17 protein-coding genes are annotated in these 16,575 nt (G+C 64.8%); 4 read left to right on the top strand and 13 right to left on the bottom strand.

The annotated features are described in order from the left end of the window. The first annotated feature begins 29 nt into the window (after positions 1-29). On the top strand, positions 30-1,715 hold the full coding sequence (locus B5525_RS18300; protein ID WP_079567268.1) for a methyl-accepting chemotaxis protein: 1,686 nt from the start codon (positions 30-32) through the stop codon (positions 1,713-1,715). Between the two features lie 186 nt (positions 1,716-1,901). After that, complete coding sequence (locus tag B5525_RS18305; protein ID WP_079567269.1) at positions 1,902-3,587, top strand: methyl-accepting chemotaxis protein; 1,686 nt, start codon at positions 1,902-1,904, stop codon at positions 3,585-3,587. Between the two features lie 32 nt (positions 3,588-3,619). Here B5525_RS18305 and B5525_RS18310 read toward each other — a convergent pair whose 3' ends face one another. Then, positions 3,620-4,555, bottom strand: a complete 936-nt coding sequence (locus B5525_RS18310; RefSeq protein WP_079567270.1) for a DMT family transporter — start codon at positions 4,553-4,555, stop codon at positions 3,620-3,622. A gap of 101 nt (positions 4,556-4,656) precedes the next feature. Here B5525_RS18310 and B5525_RS18315 point away from each other — a divergent pair, with 101 nt between their 5' ends. Further along, positions 4,657-5,058 carry a DUF1330 domain-containing protein gene (locus B5525_RS18315; RefSeq protein WP_079567271.1) on the top strand — a complete coding sequence of 134 codons (402 nt, stop codon included), beginning with the start codon at positions 4,657-4,659 and terminating at the stop codon, positions 5,056-5,058. Positions 5,059-5,173: 115 nt separating this feature from the next. Here B5525_RS18315 and B5525_RS18320 read toward each other — a convergent pair whose 3' ends face one another. From B5525_RS18320 to B5525_RS18360, 9 genes are all read right to left on the bottom strand, one after another. Then, on the bottom strand, positions 5,174-6,208 hold the full coding sequence (locus tag B5525_RS18320) for a uroporphyrinogen decarboxylase family protein (protein ID WP_079567272.1): 1,035 nt from the start codon (positions 6,206-6,208) through the stop codon (positions 5,174-5,176). A gap of 46 nt (positions 6,209-6,254) precedes the next feature. Beyond that, positions 6,255-7,124: a fumarylacetoacetate hydrolase family protein gene (locus B5525_RS18325; RefSeq protein WP_079567273.1), complete on the bottom strand. Its 870-nt coding sequence runs from the start codon at positions 7,122-7,124 to the stop codon at positions 6,255-6,257. Then, positions 7,121-7,789 (bottom strand): polysaccharide deacetylase family protein, encoded by a 669-nt coding sequence (locus B5525_RS18330; RefSeq protein ID WP_079567274.1) that lies wholly within the window; start codon positions 7,787-7,789, stop codon positions 7,121-7,123. Before B5525_RS18330 ends, B5525_RS18325 begins: the two co-directional genes overlap by 4 nt. 13 nt (positions 7,790-7,802) lie before the next feature. Next, the gene (locus B5525_RS18335; protein ID WP_079573507.1) at positions 7,803-8,603 is read right to left on the bottom strand and encodes an ABC transporter permease; all 801 of its coding nucleotides are present in this window, start codon (positions 8,601-8,603) and stop codon (positions 7,803-7,805) included. An 8-nt stretch (positions 8,604-8,611) separates the two neighbouring features. Further along, entirely contained in the window at positions 8,612-9,418 is an 807-nt protein-coding gene (locus B5525_RS18340) for an ABC transporter ATP-binding protein (protein ID WP_079567275.1), read from the bottom strand. Beyond that, positions 9,397-10,152 (bottom strand): ABC transporter permease, encoded by a 756-nt coding sequence (locus tag B5525_RS18345; protein WP_079573509.1) that lies wholly within the window; start codon positions 10,150-10,152, stop codon positions 9,397-9,399. Before B5525_RS18345 ends, B5525_RS18340 begins: the two co-directional genes overlap by 22 nt. Positions 10,153-10,162: 10 nt before the next feature. After that, positions 10,163-11,134: an ABC transporter substrate-binding protein gene (locus B5525_RS18350; RefSeq protein WP_079567276.1), complete on the bottom strand. Its 972-nt coding sequence runs from the start codon at positions 11,132-11,134 to the stop codon at positions 10,163-10,165. Between the two features lie 57 nt (positions 11,135-11,191). Then, positions 11,192-11,848, bottom strand: coding sequence for a GntR family transcriptional regulator (locus B5525_RS18355; RefSeq protein WP_244567938.1), 657 nt, complete (start codon positions 11,846-11,848; stop codon positions 11,192-11,194). Between the two features lie 156 nt (positions 11,849-12,004). Continuing rightward, the gene (locus B5525_RS18360) at positions 12,005-12,511 is read right to left on the bottom strand and encodes a TetR/AcrR family transcriptional regulator (RefSeq protein ID WP_244567939.1); all 507 of its coding nucleotides are present in this window, start codon (positions 12,509-12,511) and stop codon (positions 12,005-12,007) included. A gap of 209 nt (positions 12,512-12,720) precedes the next feature. Here B5525_RS18360 and B5525_RS18365 point away from each other — a divergent pair, with 209 nt between their 5' ends. Further along, on the top strand, positions 12,721-13,125 hold the full coding sequence (locus B5525_RS18365; protein ID WP_079567278.1) for a hypothetical protein: 405 nt from the start codon (positions 12,721-12,723) through the stop codon (positions 13,123-13,125). Positions 13,126-13,226: 101 nt separating this feature from the next. Here B5525_RS18365 and B5525_RS18370 read toward each other — a convergent pair whose 3' ends face one another. The 3 genes from B5525_RS18370 to ybaK all read right to left on the bottom strand — a co-directional run bounded on the left by B5525_RS18370 (position 13,227) and on the right by ybaK (position 16,218). Beyond that, positions 13,227-14,381, bottom strand: a complete 1,155-nt coding sequence (locus B5525_RS18370; RefSeq protein ID WP_079573513.1) for an alpha-hydroxy acid oxidase — start codon at positions 14,379-14,381, stop codon at positions 13,227-13,229. A 136-nt stretch (positions 14,382-14,517) separates the two neighbouring features. Beyond that, positions 14,518-15,468, bottom strand: a complete 951-nt coding sequence (locus B5525_RS18375; protein WP_079567279.1) for a DMT family transporter — start codon at positions 15,466-15,468, stop codon at positions 14,518-14,520. Between the two features lie 276 nt (positions 15,469-15,744). Further along, the gene (gene ybaK / locus B5525_RS18380; protein ID WP_079573515.1) at positions 15,745-16,218 is read right to left on the bottom strand and encodes a Cys-tRNA(Pro) deacylase; all 474 of its coding nucleotides are present in this window, start codon (positions 16,216-16,218) and stop codon (positions 15,745-15,747) included. Between the last annotated feature and the right edge of the window lie 357 nt (positions 16,219-16,575).

Raw genomic sequence — 16,575 nt, forward strand, 5'->3', positions numbered from 1 at the left:
TCGCCCGTACCTCTCCCCGGAGACCTCCCGTGAAACTGACCAATCTGACGATCACCCCCAAGCTCGGCATCTTGGTGGGCGTGACCCTGTTCGGCCTGTGTATCGCCGGCGCTCTCGCCGGCTATCTGATGCAGCGGGAGATGCTCAACGCGCGGATCGATCAGGCGCATGCCATCGTCGACATGGCGCGCAACATGGCCGCGGGATTGCGGAAAGAGGTCGAGGCCGGCAAGCTCACGAAGGAAGCCGCGCTGGCGGAATTCGGCCGCCGCGCCAATACGATGACCTTCGACAACGGGGCCGGCTACCTGTTCGGGACGACCTATGACGGCATCACGGTGATGTCGCCCGATCCCAAGCAGATCGGGACCAACCGTATGGAGGTGGTGACCAACGGCCGCAAGCTCTCCCACGAATTGATGGATGGCGTGAAGGCCAATGGCGAAATCCTGCTGACCTACGAATACGTCAAACCCAACGAGGACAAGCCGACCCGCAAGATCGGTTACGCCGTCAACGTTCCCGGCTTCGACATGTATCTCGGAACCGGCGCCTATCTCGACGATCTCGACGCCAAGCTGAAGCCGATCGTGTGGCTTTTGGGCCTCGCGATCCTCGGCATCGCGATCATTTCGGGCAGCATCGCCTGGATGATCAGCCGCAGCATTAGCATTCCGCTCGGCCAGCTCGGCGCCCGCATGAAGGCGCTGGCCAATGGCGAATTGGAAGGCGATATCCCCGGCATCGGCCGTGGCGACGAGGTCGGGGCGATGGCCGCCACCGTCCAGATCTTCAAGGACAACGCGTTGCGGATTCGGGGCCTGGAGAAGGCCGAGGCGGAGACCCAGGAGCGGGCGGCGGCCGAGCGCCGCGCGGCGATGGAGAGCCTCGCCAATGATTTCGAACGCAGCGTCAACGGCATCGTCCGTTCGGTGTCGACGGCGGCGGCCGGCATGCAGACCACCGCGCAATCGATGACGGCAACCGCCAGCGACGCCAGCGCGCGCGCCGCGACCGTCGGATCGGCCTCCGAGAGCGCCTCCAACAATGTCGGAACCGTCGCGGCTGCTGCAGAAGAATTGTCGAGCTCGGTGGCGGAGATTTCCCGCCAAGTGACGCGCTCGAGCGAGATCGCCAGCAAGGCCGTCGGCGATGCCGAACGCACTAATGCCACGGTGCAGGTGCTGTCGACCGGCGCCGAGAAGATCGGCGAAGTCGTAAAACTGATCCATTCGATCGCCGCCCAGACCAATCTTCTGGCGCTGAACGCCACTATCGAAGCGGCGCGTGCCGGTGAATCCGGCCGCGGCTTCGCGGTGGTTGCTTCCGAAGTGAAGGCGCTGGCCAACCAGACCGCCAAGGCCACCGAGGAGATTTCCGCCCAGGTCGCGGCGATGCAGTCCTCGACCAGCGACGCGGTCGCGGCGATCAGCGGCATCACCCAGACCATCGGCCAGATGAGCGAGATCACGGTCAGCATCTCGACCTCGATCGAGCAGCAGGGCGACGCGACGCGCGAGATCGCGCGCAACATCCAGCAGGTCGCGGCCGGCTCCAGCGAGATCAGCGCCCACATCGGCGGCGTCACCACGGCGGCTTCGGCGACCGGCAAGGCCGCGACCGACGTGCTCACCAACGCCCGCGAGCTCGACAACCAGTCGGGCATGCTGCGCAGCGCCGTCGACGGCTTCCTCGCCAAGGTCCGCGCCGCGTAAGGCCGGACCGCGGCACTCGATTCCAGCATTCCGGTCAACCTCACGCACATGCCGTGCGTGAGGTTGATGGCCTTTCTCCGGTACTTCTACGGTAGCGCTTCGTAACGAACCCCTAAGGGGGCCCGTTTACCGTGATGCGAACCATTCCGCCTGGCGCGGCCCGCCCACAATCCCCGGAGACGCCCCGTGAAGCTGACCAATCTGACGATCACCCCCAAACTCGGCATTTTGGTGGGTGTGACCTTGTTCGGCCTCTGCGCCGCGGGCGTGCTCGCAGGCTATCTGATGCAGCGCGAGATGCTGAACGCGCGGATCGATCAGGTTCGCTCCATCGTCGAAACGGCGCGCAACATGGCGGGTGGCCTGCAGAAGCAGGTTGAGGCCGGCAAGCTGACCAAGGAAGCCGCGATCACCGAATTCACCAACCGCGCGAATACGATGACCTTCGACAATGGCGCAGGCTACATGTTCGGCTCGACGATGGAAGGCGTCACCTTGATCGGCCCGGATCCCAAGCTCTACGGTCTCAACCGTCTTGACGTGGTGACCAATGGCAGGGGGATCGGCCGCGAATGGCGCGACAACATCGCCGCCAAGGGCGACTACACGATGTTTTATGAGTTCAACAAGCCGGGCCAGAGCGTCGTGCTCCGCAAGGTCGCCTATGCGGCGGCGATCCCCGGCTGGAACATGTATGTCGGAACCGGGGCCTATCTCGAGGATCTCGACGCCAAGATGAAGCCGATCGAGTGGTTGTTGGGTTTTGCGATCCTCGGCATCGCGATCATTTCGGGCAGCATCGCCTGGATGATCAGCCGCAGCATCAGCATTCCGCTCGGCCAGCTCGGCGCCCGCATGAAGGCGCTGGCCAATGGCGAGCTGGAAGGCGACATCCCCGGCATCGGCCGCGGCGACGAGGTCGGGGCGATGGCCGCCACCGTCCAGATCTTCAAGGACAACGCGTTGCGGATTCGCGGCCTGGAGAAGGCCGAAGCGGAGACCCAGGAGCGGGCGGCGGCCGAGCGCCGCGCGGCGATGGAAAGCCTCGCCAATGATTTCGAGCGCAGCGTCAACGGCATCGTCCGTTCGGTGTCGACGGCGGCGGCCGGCATGCAGACCACGGCGCAATCGATGACGGCAACCGCCAGCGACGCCAGCGCGCGCGCCGCGACCGTCGGATCGGCCTCCGAGAGCGCCTCCAACAATGTCGGAACCGTCGCGGCGGCTGCGGAAGAATTGTCGAGCTCGGTTGCGGAGATTTCCCGCCAGGTGACGCGCTCGAGCGAGATCGCCAGCAAGGCGGTCGGCGATGCCGAACGCACCAACGCCACCGTGCAGGTGCTGTCGACCGGCGCCGAGAAGATCGGCGAAGTCGTAAAACTGATCCACTCGATCGCCGCCCAGACCAATCTTCTGGCGCTGAACGCCACTATCGAAGCGGCGCGTGCCGGTGAATCCGGCCGCGGCTTCGCGGTGGTTGCTTCCGAAGTGAAGGCGCTGGCCAACCAGACCGCCAAGGCCACCGAGGAGATTTCCGCCCAGGTCGCGGCGATGCAGTCCTCGACCAGCGACGCGGTCGCGGCGATCAGCGGCATCACCCAGACCATCGGCCAGATGAGCGAGATCACGGTCAGCATCTCGACCTCGATCGAGCAGCAGGGCGACGCGACGCGCGAGATCGCGCGCAACATCCAGCAGGTCGCGGCCGGCTCCAGCGAGATCAGCGCCCACATCGGCGGCGTCACCACGGCGGCTTCGGCGACCGGCAAGGCCGCGACCGACGTGCTCACCAACGCCCGCGAGCTCGACAACCAGTCGGGCATGTTGCGCAGCGCCGTCGACGGCTTCCTCGCCAAAGTCCGCGCCGCGTAAGGCTCGCGCCGGAAAACCGGCCAGCCGCAACTCTATGCGGCGGCCGACGACTGCCGCGAGGCGATCACCACGCCCGCGAGCACCAGCATATAGCCGACGAGGTGGAACAGCCGCGGCTGCTCGCCGAGCAGCAGGATCGCCATCGCCGAGCCGAACACCGGCACCAGGTGAAAGAACGGCGCGGCGCGGTTCGGCCCGATCAGCGCGATGCCGCGGTTGAAGAACAGATACGCCAGCGTCGAGGGAAAGATCACGACATAGATCAGCGTCGCGACCGTCAGGGCGTCGAACTGCAGCCTGAACCCGGTCGAATATTCGAAGGCCGCGAACGGCATCAACAGCAAAGCGCCGCAGCCGGTGGTAAAAACGATCAGCGACAATTGATGCGTCTTCGGCCGGCGCGGCATCAGCGCCGAATACAGGCCGAACGCCAGCAGCGCGCCGCCGAACATCACGTCGCCCTTGTTGAACTGGATGCTGGCCAGCGCCCCAAGATCGCCGCGCAGGATGATGGTGAGAACGCCTGACAGCGAGATGGCGATGCCGGCGAGCTGCGCCCAGGTCAGCCGCACACCGAACAGGGCCAGCGACCACAGCGCCACGAACAGCGGTCCGGAAGACTGGATCAACAGCGCGTTCAGCGCCTGGGTATATTGCAGCGCCCAGTAGGACAGCGCGTTGTTGATGGCAAATCCGGTCGCCGAAAGCACCACGATGAGCGGCAGCCGCGCCCGCAACGCCCGCCAGTCGTGCCGCAGATGCGGTCTGGCGAACGGCAGCAGCATCAGGAACGCCCCAATCCACCGGACGCAGGACAGCGTCATCGGCGGCACATGGCCGGCCACATAGCGCGCGAGCACGATATTGCCGGCCCAGAACAGCGAGGTCAGGCTCAGCAGCAGATAGGGCTGGTTGTTGAGCCACCTGACGGGATCCGGGGCGGGCGGGGCTGGCGCGGGTTTGGTCATCGGTGCAGGTCAAGTTGTGCCGGATTCACGCCGCGCGACAAGTGCCGCGCCCGCAATGCTACAATGCTCGGACTTTACCGGGCGCAGCGAAGGAGCCGGCCATGGCCGTGGATCTGTTGAATATCAGGGGACTCGAGGACATGGCGCACCGGGGGCCTATCGTGATGGTGAACCTGATGCGGTTCCGCGATCGCTCGCTCGATGGCGACGGCTCGGGCTGGGACGCCTATTTGCGCTACAGCGCGCTCACCGTGCCGATGATCAAGGCACGCGGCGGCATGCTGTTGTGGACCGGCGACGCCAAAGCGGTCGCGCTGGGCGGGCAGGACGGCAACCAATGGGATTATCTGGCGCTGGTTTACTATCCTTCGGTCGCCGCCTTCATCGACATGATGACGTCGCAGGATTACGAGCATCTGTGCGATCCGCACCGCCGCAACGGCTGCGCGGAGCATGTGATCATCTGCACCAAGGAAGTCTACAGCAAGTTCAAGATCGGGTAGGGGGAAACAGGCGTCGCGAACCCTGCGCCGTCAAAGGGCGGGACTGCCGAACCAACCACCGACCTCATCCTGAGGAGCTTGCGAAGCAAGCTTTCGCCGGGACGACAGCAGGAAATCAGCTGATCTCCTTGCGCACGATCGCGGCGGCGTCGCACATGGCCTTCAGCTTGCCGAAGGCGGTCTGGCGCGGCATGTATTTCATGCCGCAATCCGGCGCCGGAATGAGCCGCTCGGCCGCCACGTATTTCAGGCCGTGCCGGATGCGGTCGGCGACGATTTCGGCGGTTTCGACCTCGGGATTGCCGAGATCGAGCACGCCCAGCATGATCTTCTTCGACGACAGGTCCCGCAGCACGCCGAGATCGAGTTTCGGCTGCGCCGCCTCGATCGAGATCTGGTCGGCCTTGGTGTCGGCAAGTTCGGCCAGGAACGAATAGCCAGCGGGCTTGGTCGAGCCCGGCACCACGGCGGCGTAGCCGAAGCACAGATGCACCACGGTCGGCACCGTGATGCCCTGCAGTGCGCGGTTGATCGCCTTCACCGCATAGCGCTTGGCCAGGTCCGGATTGTTGCGTACCCAGGGCTCGTCGAGCTGGATGACGTCGGCACCAGCCTTTTGCAGGTCAAGCGCTTCGGCGTTGACGGCCTCGGCGAAGGCCATCGCCAGTTCTTCGTCGTCCTTGTAGAACTCGTTGCTGGCCTGCTGGCTCATGGTGAAGGGGCCGGGCAGGGTGATTTTCGCCGCGCGATCGGTGTTGCGGCGGAGAAACTCCATATCCCGCAATTCAACCGGCTGGGTCCGGCGGACGGGGCCGACGACCCGCGGCACCGGTGTTTCATGGCCCGACCGCGACACGATGATCGCGGGGTTGTCGATATCGATGCCCTCGAGCGCGGTCGCAAACCGGTTGGAATAGCTTTCCCGGCGGATTTCGCCGTCGGTCACGATGTCAATGCCGGCGCGCTCCATGTCGCGGATGGCGACGATGGTGGCGTCGTCCTGCGCTTCCTCGAGATGCTCTTCCGGCAGCCGCCACATCGCGTGCATGCGCGTGCGCGGAACGGATTTCGACAGCATGGCGCGGTCGACCAGCCATTCGGGCTGCGGATAGCTGCCGACAACCGTGGTCGGCAGCAAATGCTTCGGCATGTTCACGATGCTTCTCCTTGTTGTTGTGCTGACAGGCGCCCGCGCCTCAGGCCGCGCGTTCGGCCGAGGCTGCGACTTCGTCCTTGACCGGATTGCGCAGGATGCCGATGCCGGAAATCTCGACCTCGACCACGTCGCCCTCCTTCATCCAGAGCGGCGGCGTGCGATAGGCGCCGACCCCGCCGGTGGTGCCGGTGACGATGACATCGCCGGGCGCGAGTTCCGTGAAGGTCGAGCAATAGGCGATCAGCGCCGGCACGTCGAACACCAGATCGGAAATCGGCGCGGCCTGCACCTCCATGCCGTTGAGGCGCGTGGCGATGTTTTGCCGGCTGATGTCGGGGATATCATCCGTCGTCACCATCCACGGCCCGAAGCCGCCGGTGCCCATGAAATTCTTGCCGGGCGCGAATTGCGAGGTGTGCCGCTGCCAGTCGCGGATGCTGCCGTCGTTGTAACAGGCGTAGCCGGCGACGTGGCTCAGCGCCTTGTCGCGCGAAATGCGGCGGCCGCCCTTGCCGATGATCACGGCAAGCTCGCCCTCATAATCGAAGCGCTCGGATTCCAGCGGCCGGATCATCGGCTGGCCGCTGCCGACCTGGCTGTTGGCGAAGCGGGTGAAGATCATTGGATGCGGCGGGGTGGGATGGCCGCTCTCGGCAAGGTGCGTGGCGTAGTTGACGCCGATGCAGAAGATCTTGTCGGGATCTGGAATGGTCGGCAGCAGTTCGACGGCCGCCAGCGCATGGTCCGGCCGCTCGCCCTGCAGTTTCTTCAGTTCACCGAGGCCGCCATGCGCCAGCAGCGACTTCAGCGTCGGGAAATTCTTCAGCCGGCGTCCGGCATCGATGATGCCTGTGTCGGTCACGATGCCGTAGCTTGCGGCCGAGCTGGCCTTGAAACTTGCGATCTTCATGGAGCAGCACTCTCTTCTTCGATTGACGATACATAGGATTTGATGGGCAGCACGATCTTGCCGGCGCGGATCGGAACGCAGTCCGGCGGGAAATCCTGGCGGAAGCGGGCCCCGGCCGCGGCGGCGGAATCGAGGAATTTTTCGAGATGGCGCATGGCGCCGGTTGGGAGATCGTGCAGCACCATCAGGCTCCAGGCCTGCGCGCCGCACTGCGCCAGCGCGCGAACGGTCCAGCCGTCGGGATCGTCCCAGTCGCGCGGGATGGCGTTCCACAGCACGCAGCTATAGTCGTTGCTGCAGAGATGATCGACCACCGAGGGTTTTAACAGCCGCGCATCGAGATTGCCGCCGCCGCCGAACGGCCGGAACCAGCGCTGCGGATGGGCGAGGCCGTCGATCAGGCGTTGCGTGCTGGCGATTTCATGTTCGGCCGCGTCGGGATCGTGCTGCAGCCCGAGCGGCAGCGAATGCGTATAGGTGTGGTTGCCGATCCAGTGGCCCTCGTCGCGGGCGCGCGCCGCCAGCAGGCGGCGTTCGGGATCGGCCAATTTATCGCCGATCACGAAGAAGGTGGCCTTGATGCCGCGCTCGCGCAAGACGTCCAGCACGAGCGGCGTCACCTCCGGCTCAGGACCGTTATCAAACGACAATGTCAGGTCGAACACTCAGATTTCTCCGTCAGGTCGCCGGCTGGATGGCAACGGCAGCAATGTCCTCGGCCGCGCGCTGGCCGGCGCGGGTGCCGGTCTGCCAGATCGAGGCCTTGCGCTCGATCCATTTGATCGCGGCGTTGAAGGCGATCGCCATCGCCAGCACCAAGAGGACGCCCGCGAACACATGCGGGCTGTCCAGAATGGTGCGATAGCGCGAGATCAGATAGCCGATGCCGGCCGAGGAGATCAGCATCTCCGACACCACGACGCCGACAATGACCAGCGCGCCGCCGACCCGAAGGCCCGACAGCACGGTCGGGATCGCCGCCGGAATGATGACGCGGATCAGCCGCTGGCTCAAGCTGGCGCCCATGCTGCGCGCGGCCAGCACCAGTTGCGGATCGATGGTCTGGATGCCGGCGGCGGTCGCCAGCATGGTCGGCAGGAAGCCGTAAATCGACGCAAACGCGATCTTGGATTCCGAGCCGATGCCGAGCCACACGGTGAAGACCGGATAGAGGATCACCAGCGGCACCGCATAGAGCGAGGAGATCATCGGCATGATCAGGATGCGCGGACGCGGCAGGCTGCCGACGATGGCACCGGCCAGGATGCCGCCGCCGCAGGCGAACACCATGGAGACCGCAACTTCGTACAGCGTCACCATGAGCGCGTGGCCGTATTCGCCGGCCTCGTTCCAGCCCGCGGCGATGGTCGAGGACAAGGACGGCAGGAACAATTCGGGGATCAGGCCCGCGCGCGGCAGCAGTTCCCACAACACGATGAGGGAAATGACGATCAGGCGGCGCAGCGTGGTCGACGACATCGCTTGCCTCACGCCGATTTGCGGATATGGCGCCATATGCGGTCGCGCAGCGTTCCAAAGGTATCGCCCGAGAGCATCTCATAGGTACGCGGGCGCGGCAGCGGGATCGTCAGCTGGTCGACGATGCGGCCCGGACGGGCCGACATCACGATCACCTCGTCGGCGAGATAGACCGCCTCGGTCAGGCTGTGGGTGACGAACACGACGGTCTTTCCGGTCGCGGCCCAGATGCGCAGCAACTCGTCGCCCATGGTCATGCGGGTCTGTTCGTCCAGCGCCGCGAACGGCTCGTCCATCAACAGCACCGGCGGATCCTGCACCAGGCCGCGCGCGATCGAGACGCGCTGCTTCATGCCGCCGGACAGCTCGTGCGGATGCCGCTTGCCGAAACCTTCGAGGCCGACCAGCTTCAGCGCATCCTCGGCCTTGGCGCGCCGCTCAGCCTTGGCGACGCCGCGCAGCGCCAGCGGGAATTCGACGTTCTCCTCCGCCGTCAGCCAGGGAAACAGGCTCGCCTCCTGGAACACCACGCCGACGCGGTTCGGATCGGGCTGCGGGATCGGCGCGTCGTTGATCAGAATGGTGCCGGCTGTCTGCTGGCGCAGGCCCGCCATCATCATCAGCAGCGTCGATTTTCCGCAGCCGCTCGGTCCCACCAGCACTACGAAGCGGCCGGGCTTCACCTCGAGCGAGATGTCCGACAGCGCCACCACATCCTGCGTCGAGGTCTTGAAGACCTGGCTGACATTACTGACCTTGATCGCGCCGGCGCGCGGGGCGGGCTTGAGCGGGGTTATGTTCGCCAATGGCTGCATCGCGATTCTACCGATCTGACCAGTTCGTTGAATGTCATGGCAATCGCGGCGATCATGACTACGCCGGCGAGCAACTGCTTCATCTGGAAGTTCTCACCCCAGGTCGCGATCTGATGGCCGATGCCGTCCCGCGAGGCATACATCTCGGCCAGGATGACGCCGGTGAGGTTGAAGATCATGGAAATCCGCAGCGCCTCCAGGAGCACCGGAAGCATGCTGGGCAGATAGACGCGGAACGCCGTCTGCAACGGCGTCGCGCCGTAGGAGCGGGCGACGGTGAGGTGATCGGGCTTGACCGATTCCACCGCCGTGGTCGTCGACATGATGACGATGAAGATCGTCGAGAAGAAACCGAAGCCGACCTTCTGGGAAAAGCCGACGCCGAACACCAGGATGAACATCGGCAGGAAGATCGATTTCGGAATGCTGAAGGCGAAGAACAGCAGCGGTTTTGCCACCTCGGCGAAGTAGCGGTTCTCTGCGATCAGAAATCCGATCGCCGTCCCGCAGGGAACGGCGAGGATGAAGGCGATCAGCACCTCGCTCGCCGTTACCGCAAGATCGTTGCGCACGCTGGCGCGCTGCAACAGTTCCCACAGCGTCGCCAGCGTATCGGAAGCCGATGGCAGCAGGCGCGGGTTGACGATGCCGGTCCGCGACAAGAATTCCCACGCCGCGAGCACCGCCACCACGATGGCGATGCGCGCAAGCTTGATTCCGAGCGTCCCGGCCATCGCCACAGCCTCAGAGCCTGGTCGGAACCGGCTTGAATTGCGTCGACACGATGTCGGCCGCCGGCACCAGATCCTTCATGCCGCCGAGTTTTGCCATATCAAGCGACAGTTGCATCGCCTCGACGGTGTTGGGCGCGCCCATGTTGCCGTCGGTTTCCAACTTCATGATGGTGTTTTCATATTCCAGCGCGGCGATGTCGGCCGGGATCTCATAGAGTTCGGCGATCAGCTTGACGGTGGTCTCCTTGTTGCCGCGCATGAAGGCGAGCGCGCCGTACAGCGCGTTCAGCGTCTTCTGCACCATCTCGGGCTTCTCCTGGCAATATTTGTCGGGCGCGATCCATCCCGCGGTCAGGCTCGGCGGCACGGCCGTGGCGTAGTCGATGAGGGTGCGCGCCTCGCCGGATTTGGCGATCTGGAAGCTCAGCGGCGAATACACCACGGCGGCATCGACATTGCCGGCCAGCAGATTGGGCACCAGGCCGCCGCCGCCGACGGGCACGCGGGTGAAGTCGATCTTCCCGTCCTGGATGGTCCACAGCGCCAGCAGGTCGGAACCGGAGCCGGCCGACGTGATGGCGACCTTCTTGCCGTTCAGATCCTTGACGTCGAGCGTCGAGTTCTTGAGCACCATCAACTGCCAGCCATAATTGCCCATGCAGGCATTGCCGACGACCTTCGACATCACGCCCTTCTTGCGGCCGGCGGCCGGCAGCGACGGCGCATCGAGAATGACGTCAGCAGCACCGGCCGCCATGGCCTCGAAGGTCTCCGCGCCGCCGCGATAGATCGTGAGCTCGGCGGTGATGCCTTCCTTCTCGAACAGTTTTTGCCGTGCCGCGGTCTCGGCGATGGTGGTCGGCCAATAGGTCTTGGTCGGCAGGCCGATACGGACCTTGTCCGCGGCTCTTGCGATACCGGGGATGACCAGCGCGGTCGATGCGGCCATGGTGGCCAGCAACTGGCGGCGTGTGATGCTCATTTGACGTTTCCTCTGTTTTTCTTTGTGAGTTGGGTCGGAGTCTTTGCGCTCCTCGGTTCAAACGGTCGTCGGCACCTCCGAAATCCGGGGCGCGGCAAGTTCGACGAATTGCATGGTCGTCAGGAAGTGTGTCGTCAGCGCCGCCACGGCGGCGTCGGCATCGCGCCGGAGCACGGCATGGACCACCGCGGCGTGTTCGGCGGCGACGTCGCGGGATTTTCCGGTCTCGCGGATCGAAAGCCGGCGATAGCGTTCGCTTTGCTCGTGCAGGACGTCGCGGAATCCCAAAAGCCAGTGCGAACCGCAGGCATTCACCAGCGCCCGGTGGAAGATGCGATGCCGTGCGATCCAGACCTCGTTGTGCTTCATCGGGTCGCCCGGATCACGCTGCGGAACGGCGCAGAGCGCGGCGAAGGATGATTCCACCGAATTGAGCCAGGCCTGATCGCCGCGCTCGATCGAGCGGCGCAGCGCCAGGCCCTCGATGTCGATGCGGGTGCGCGTCACGTCTTCGAGGTCGGCGGGCGACACCGGGCTGACCCGAAAGCCGCGCTGGTCGGAAGCCTGCACCAGTCCGTCGGCGACCAGCCGCGACAGCGCTTCGCGCACCGCCGCGAGGCTTACCGAGAACTGCTTCGCAAGACCCGCGATGTGCAGTTTCTGGCCGGGAACGAGCTTGGTCGAAAGAATGTCGCCGCGCAGACGCTCCAGCACAGCAGAGGTTAGGCTCCTCGGCCCGTCGCCTCGCTGCACATCAAAACCGAACGCGGCACTATCCATGACGAGCAAGATGACAGGCCGAAAAACAATCGTCAATCGAAAATCGATTTTTTTTGCTAGCCAGAAAGGGCGCGCCCGCGGGCTGTGCGACTATCGCCGCTTCGCCGCCGAATGCGTGCCGGCTACCAGCGGATCGAGAGCGCTGTGGCAGGCGGATTTCAGGAGTGCACATACCTGGTCGACAGGGCGATCCCGGCTGAGCATCGCGAACATGGCGAAGCTCGTCAGAGCGAAGATCATGTCGACGGCGTCTTGTTGTGCCCGAGCTGACGCCGACTTGCCGGCGGCCCGCTTTACCAATGCGGTGAATGTTTTGCGCCGGCGCTCGTTGCGCTCGAGCAAGGCTAGCGCGAATTCCGGGTCGGTCGCCATCGCTTCATGCAGCCGGCCGACCGCCCGGTCCCGATTCCAGAACGCGCAGAAGATCTCGACCAGCCGGTCGAGCGCCGCGCGCGGATCCGGCATCGCCATCGCGTCGGCGATCTCCATGAGGCCGCCTTGCTGCGCGATGTCATCGAAGACGGCTTCGAGCAATCCGCGCCGCGATCCGAACTGATGATACACGGTCAGCCGCGTCACGCCCGCTGCCTTCGCCACCGTATCCAGTGAAAAGCTGGTGATGCTCGGGCCCTCACGCAGCGATCGGGCCGCGGCTTCGATGACACGAGTCCTTTTCTCAGTCGCCGCAGCCGTCCGCACAGAACTCACATACCGGCGCGTCGACATTCTCGGTCTTTCGCCATGCTCTTGACTAATTGAATATACAATATGTATATCTAATTGCAACGCCATCCAGGAGCGATGCCATGCAGATTGCAATCATCACAGCCGTGTCACTTCACATTCTTTCCTCCGTGTTCTGGGCGGGCACGAGCTTCACGCTGGCACGGACCGGAGGCATCGGCGGCGAGAAGCTTTTTCGCCCGCAGATGGGCGCTGCCGTGATCGCCGTTCTCACCGGCGGCTATCTCGGGCATCTGGTCCATGCCGGTAACTTTGGCACAGCCGAGCACGTCCTGGCGGTGGGGGCGCTCGCTGCGCTCCTCGCGGCGGGCGTACAGGGGGCCATTGGCGGACGGGCGGTCAGAAGCCTGCGAAACGGAACGAGCGACGAAGCCCGCGCGCGGTCGCACATCGCCACGGCCCAGCGCGCAGCAGCCCTGCTGCTCGCGCTGACCGCCGTATGCATGGGAGCGGCACGTTACCTCTGAAACCCAGCATCGTTCGCAGCCCATCCCCTGGTGAGAGCGCTTGCCAGGCCCCGGCTGAACGCGCGCACCCATGCACGCGCCAGCGCCGGGAGTGTGGTGGCCTAGAGCCTTCGAACCAGGTCTGAAGAAATCTCGCTGACGCTGCGGATGCCGAGCAGCGCCATGTCGCGGTCGACCTCGTCCCTGAGCAGCGTCAGCGCCCGATGCACGCCGGCCTCGCCGGCGATGACGGCGGCGTACAGCAACGGTCGGCCGACGAAGACGAAATCGGCGCCGAGCGCGAGCGCCTTGAGCACGTCGGTGCCGCGGCGGATGCCGCCATCGATCATCACCGTCATGCCGTTGGCCTCGGCGGCGATCTCGGGCAGCGTGCGCAGCGAGGAAATCGTATGGTCGAGTTGGCGGCCGCCATGGTTGGAGACGAGCACGCCGTCGACGCCCGACTCCCGCGCGATCCGCGCGTCCGCCGGCGCGATCAGGCCCTTGACCACGAGCTTGCCCTTCCAGCGCTTGCGGATCAGCTCGACATGCTTCCAGGCGAGCTGGTCGCGCTTGCCGATGTTGCGCATCAGGTTCTTCGCGAGCACCGGCGGTCCGCGCATCGCGTCCATGTTCTCGAAATGCGGCATGCCGTAATTCATTAGCGTCCGCGCCCAGATGCCGAACAGCCAATGCGGATGGCTGACCGTATCCCAGGCGATCTGCGGCGTGATCGCGAGCGGGACCTGAAAACCGTTGCGGATGTTGTTCTCGCGGTTGGGCGGCACCGGCACGTCGGCGGTGACGACGAAGGTGTCGTAACCGGCCTCCGCGACCCGGTCGACCAAGGGCTCGATGCGCGCGGCGTCGCCGGCCAGATACGCCTGGTACCAGGCCGCCGGGTTCTCGCGCCTGACGTCTTCGAGCTTGATCAGCGACGAAGCGGATAGGCACATCGGCACATTCATGGCCGCAGCGGCCCGCGTCAGCACGATGTCGCCGCGATAGGCGCACAACGCGGCCGAGCCCATCGGCGGAATGCCGAACGGCGCCGCATAGGTCTTGCCGAACAGGGTCGTGGTCTGGTCGCGGCCGGAGACGTCGTTCAGCACCCGCGGCACGAAACCGTATTCGTCGAACGCGCGGCGATTGTCGCGCAGCGCGGCGTCGGTCTCGACCGCGCCCGAGATGTAGCCATAGAGGAATTTTGGCAGCCGGCGCCGGGCGGTGGCCTCGAAATCGTCGAGCGAAAGATAGCGGCGCAAGCTCTTCGGCACCGCGCTTTCGGCGCGCTGCACGGTCGGCTGTGGGGGAGTCGGGCTTGACGTTCTATCGTGCATGAGGGCAAGCGATCCGCGTTGGTGGCGTCGGCAACGATGGTCCGACAAGACAAAATCGTGGTCAACCTCGGCTTCAGCGTTTATTCGCCGAGTCCGCGCCGGCCTGCTTCCGCGACGCTACAAAAACACCCGTCAACACCAGCGCAAAGCCGACGATGTGGAACAGTTGCGGACGCTCGCCGAGGAAGACGATCGCCATCACCGATCCGAACACCGGCACGACGTGAAAGAACGGCGCGGCGCGGTTGGCGCCGATCAGCTGGATGCCGCGATTGAAACAGAGATAGGCGATGGTGGAGGGGAACACCGCGACGTAGAACATCATCAGAAGATTATTGGTGTTGAACTGCATCACCGGGCGCGTCAGCAATTCCCAGATCAAGAATGGAATGAGGCAGGCCGCGCCGCAGCCGAAGGTGAAGCCCACGAACGACAGCCCGTGAATCTGCGGCCGCTTCAGCGTCAGCACCGAATAAAGCCCGAAGATCACCAGTGCGACGGTGAAGATGAGGTCGCCCTTGTTCAACTCGATGTTCCTCAGCGTGGTGAGGTCGCCGTGCAGCAGGATCACCAGCACGCCGGTCAGCGACACCAGGATTCCGCAGGCCTGCGCCAGCGTCAGCCGGACGCCGAGCAGGGCCAGCGACCACACCGCGACGAACAGCGGCCCGGCCGACTGCAGGAGCAGCGTGTTCAGCGCCTGGGTATATTCGAGCGCCCAGTATTGCAGGGTGTTGAAGACGCCGATACCGGTGATGGAGAGCACGATCATGGTGCCAAGCTTGGCGCGGATTGCGGCCCAGTCGCGTTTCAGATGGTTCCAGGCGATCGGGAGCACGATGAGAAACGCCAGCGACCAGCGCAGAAACGACAATGTCACCGGCGGAATATGCCCGGCGGCGAGGCGGCCGACGATGGCGTTGCCGGCCCAGCACAGAGCGGTGATGCAGAGCAGCAGATAGGGCTGGTTGGCAAGCCAGTTGCCGGAAGAGGCAGCGCCGGTGGTTTGGCCGGAGGCAGACATGGAGCGGGAGTTGGCCTGGGTTCGAACACGCCGCAGCCATCGGTCCGACGTCACCCGCCCGGACCGGTTTTGGCCCGGCCCGCTCACAGACACGGATTTTCAGCCGGGTTCAATGGCGCAGGATGCATCGCGACCATGCGCAAGGCAGGAATCCGGTTTGCACTGCGGTGTCCTGGAAATCGACGGCGCCCGTTCCATTCTGCGGCGATGTGGCGAAACTTCATTCTCGCGTTGGCGATCGGTACGGCCTCGAAATGAAATCGGATCAGCTCCCCCTCACGCCGTCAGCGCCACCACGACCGCCTCGAGCGCCCTGACCGCTTCTTTCGGATCGAGTTCGACCTGTAATCCGCGCTGTCCGCCGTTCAGATACACACTGGTCTCTTCAAGCGCCGCCGCCTCGATCGCGGCCGGAACCTGCTTCTTCTGTCCGAACGGGCTGATGCCGCCGACATGGTATCCGGTCAGCCGCTCGGCGTCGGAGGGGCGCATCATGCTGGCGGCCTTTCCGGCAAATGCCGCCGCCAGCTTCTTCATGCTGACTTCGCGATCCGACGGCACCACGACGCAGACCGGCTTGCCGTCGACCTCCGCCATCAGCGTCTTCAGCACCCGGTGCGGCGCGACGCCGAGCGCCTCGGCGGCGTGCAGGCCGATACGGTCGGCGTCGGGATCGTAATCATAGGTGTGCAGGGCGAATTTGACGCCGAGCCTGGTGAGCGCCTGCGTCGCGCGGGTGGTTTTCGACATGCTGTCGCTCCGTCGTCGGATATTGCCGCAGAGATAGCAATTTCCGAGGCCGGGCGTCACGACCTGGCCCGCCGCGGCGATCGGATCATCGAAGCGGTGGACGGCCGGATTCAACCGTGAGCGGCATCCGCTGCCATTCTCCCGACACAAATTTTCGGGGGATATCAAGGGCTTGAACCCGGTATCCAGGCCGGCCAAAGCCCCGTTCTTGCTTGCGTCGCTAGCCCGCTTCCTTTATCCCGTGGGCTGCCTCGCATGCGAGCGGCCCTGGCCGTGATTTGGGCTGGGCGCATGATCCGGAAAAGCAGGCCCGCGGACTTGATCCGCTGGGCGCGGTTTTTCCAAACGGGTCATGCT

This window comes from Bradyrhizobium erythrophlei (assembly GCF_900129505.1).
Taxonomy (GTDB): domain Bacteria; phylum Pseudomonadota; class Alphaproteobacteria; order Rhizobiales; family Xanthobacteraceae; genus Bradyrhizobium; species Bradyrhizobium erythrophlei_D.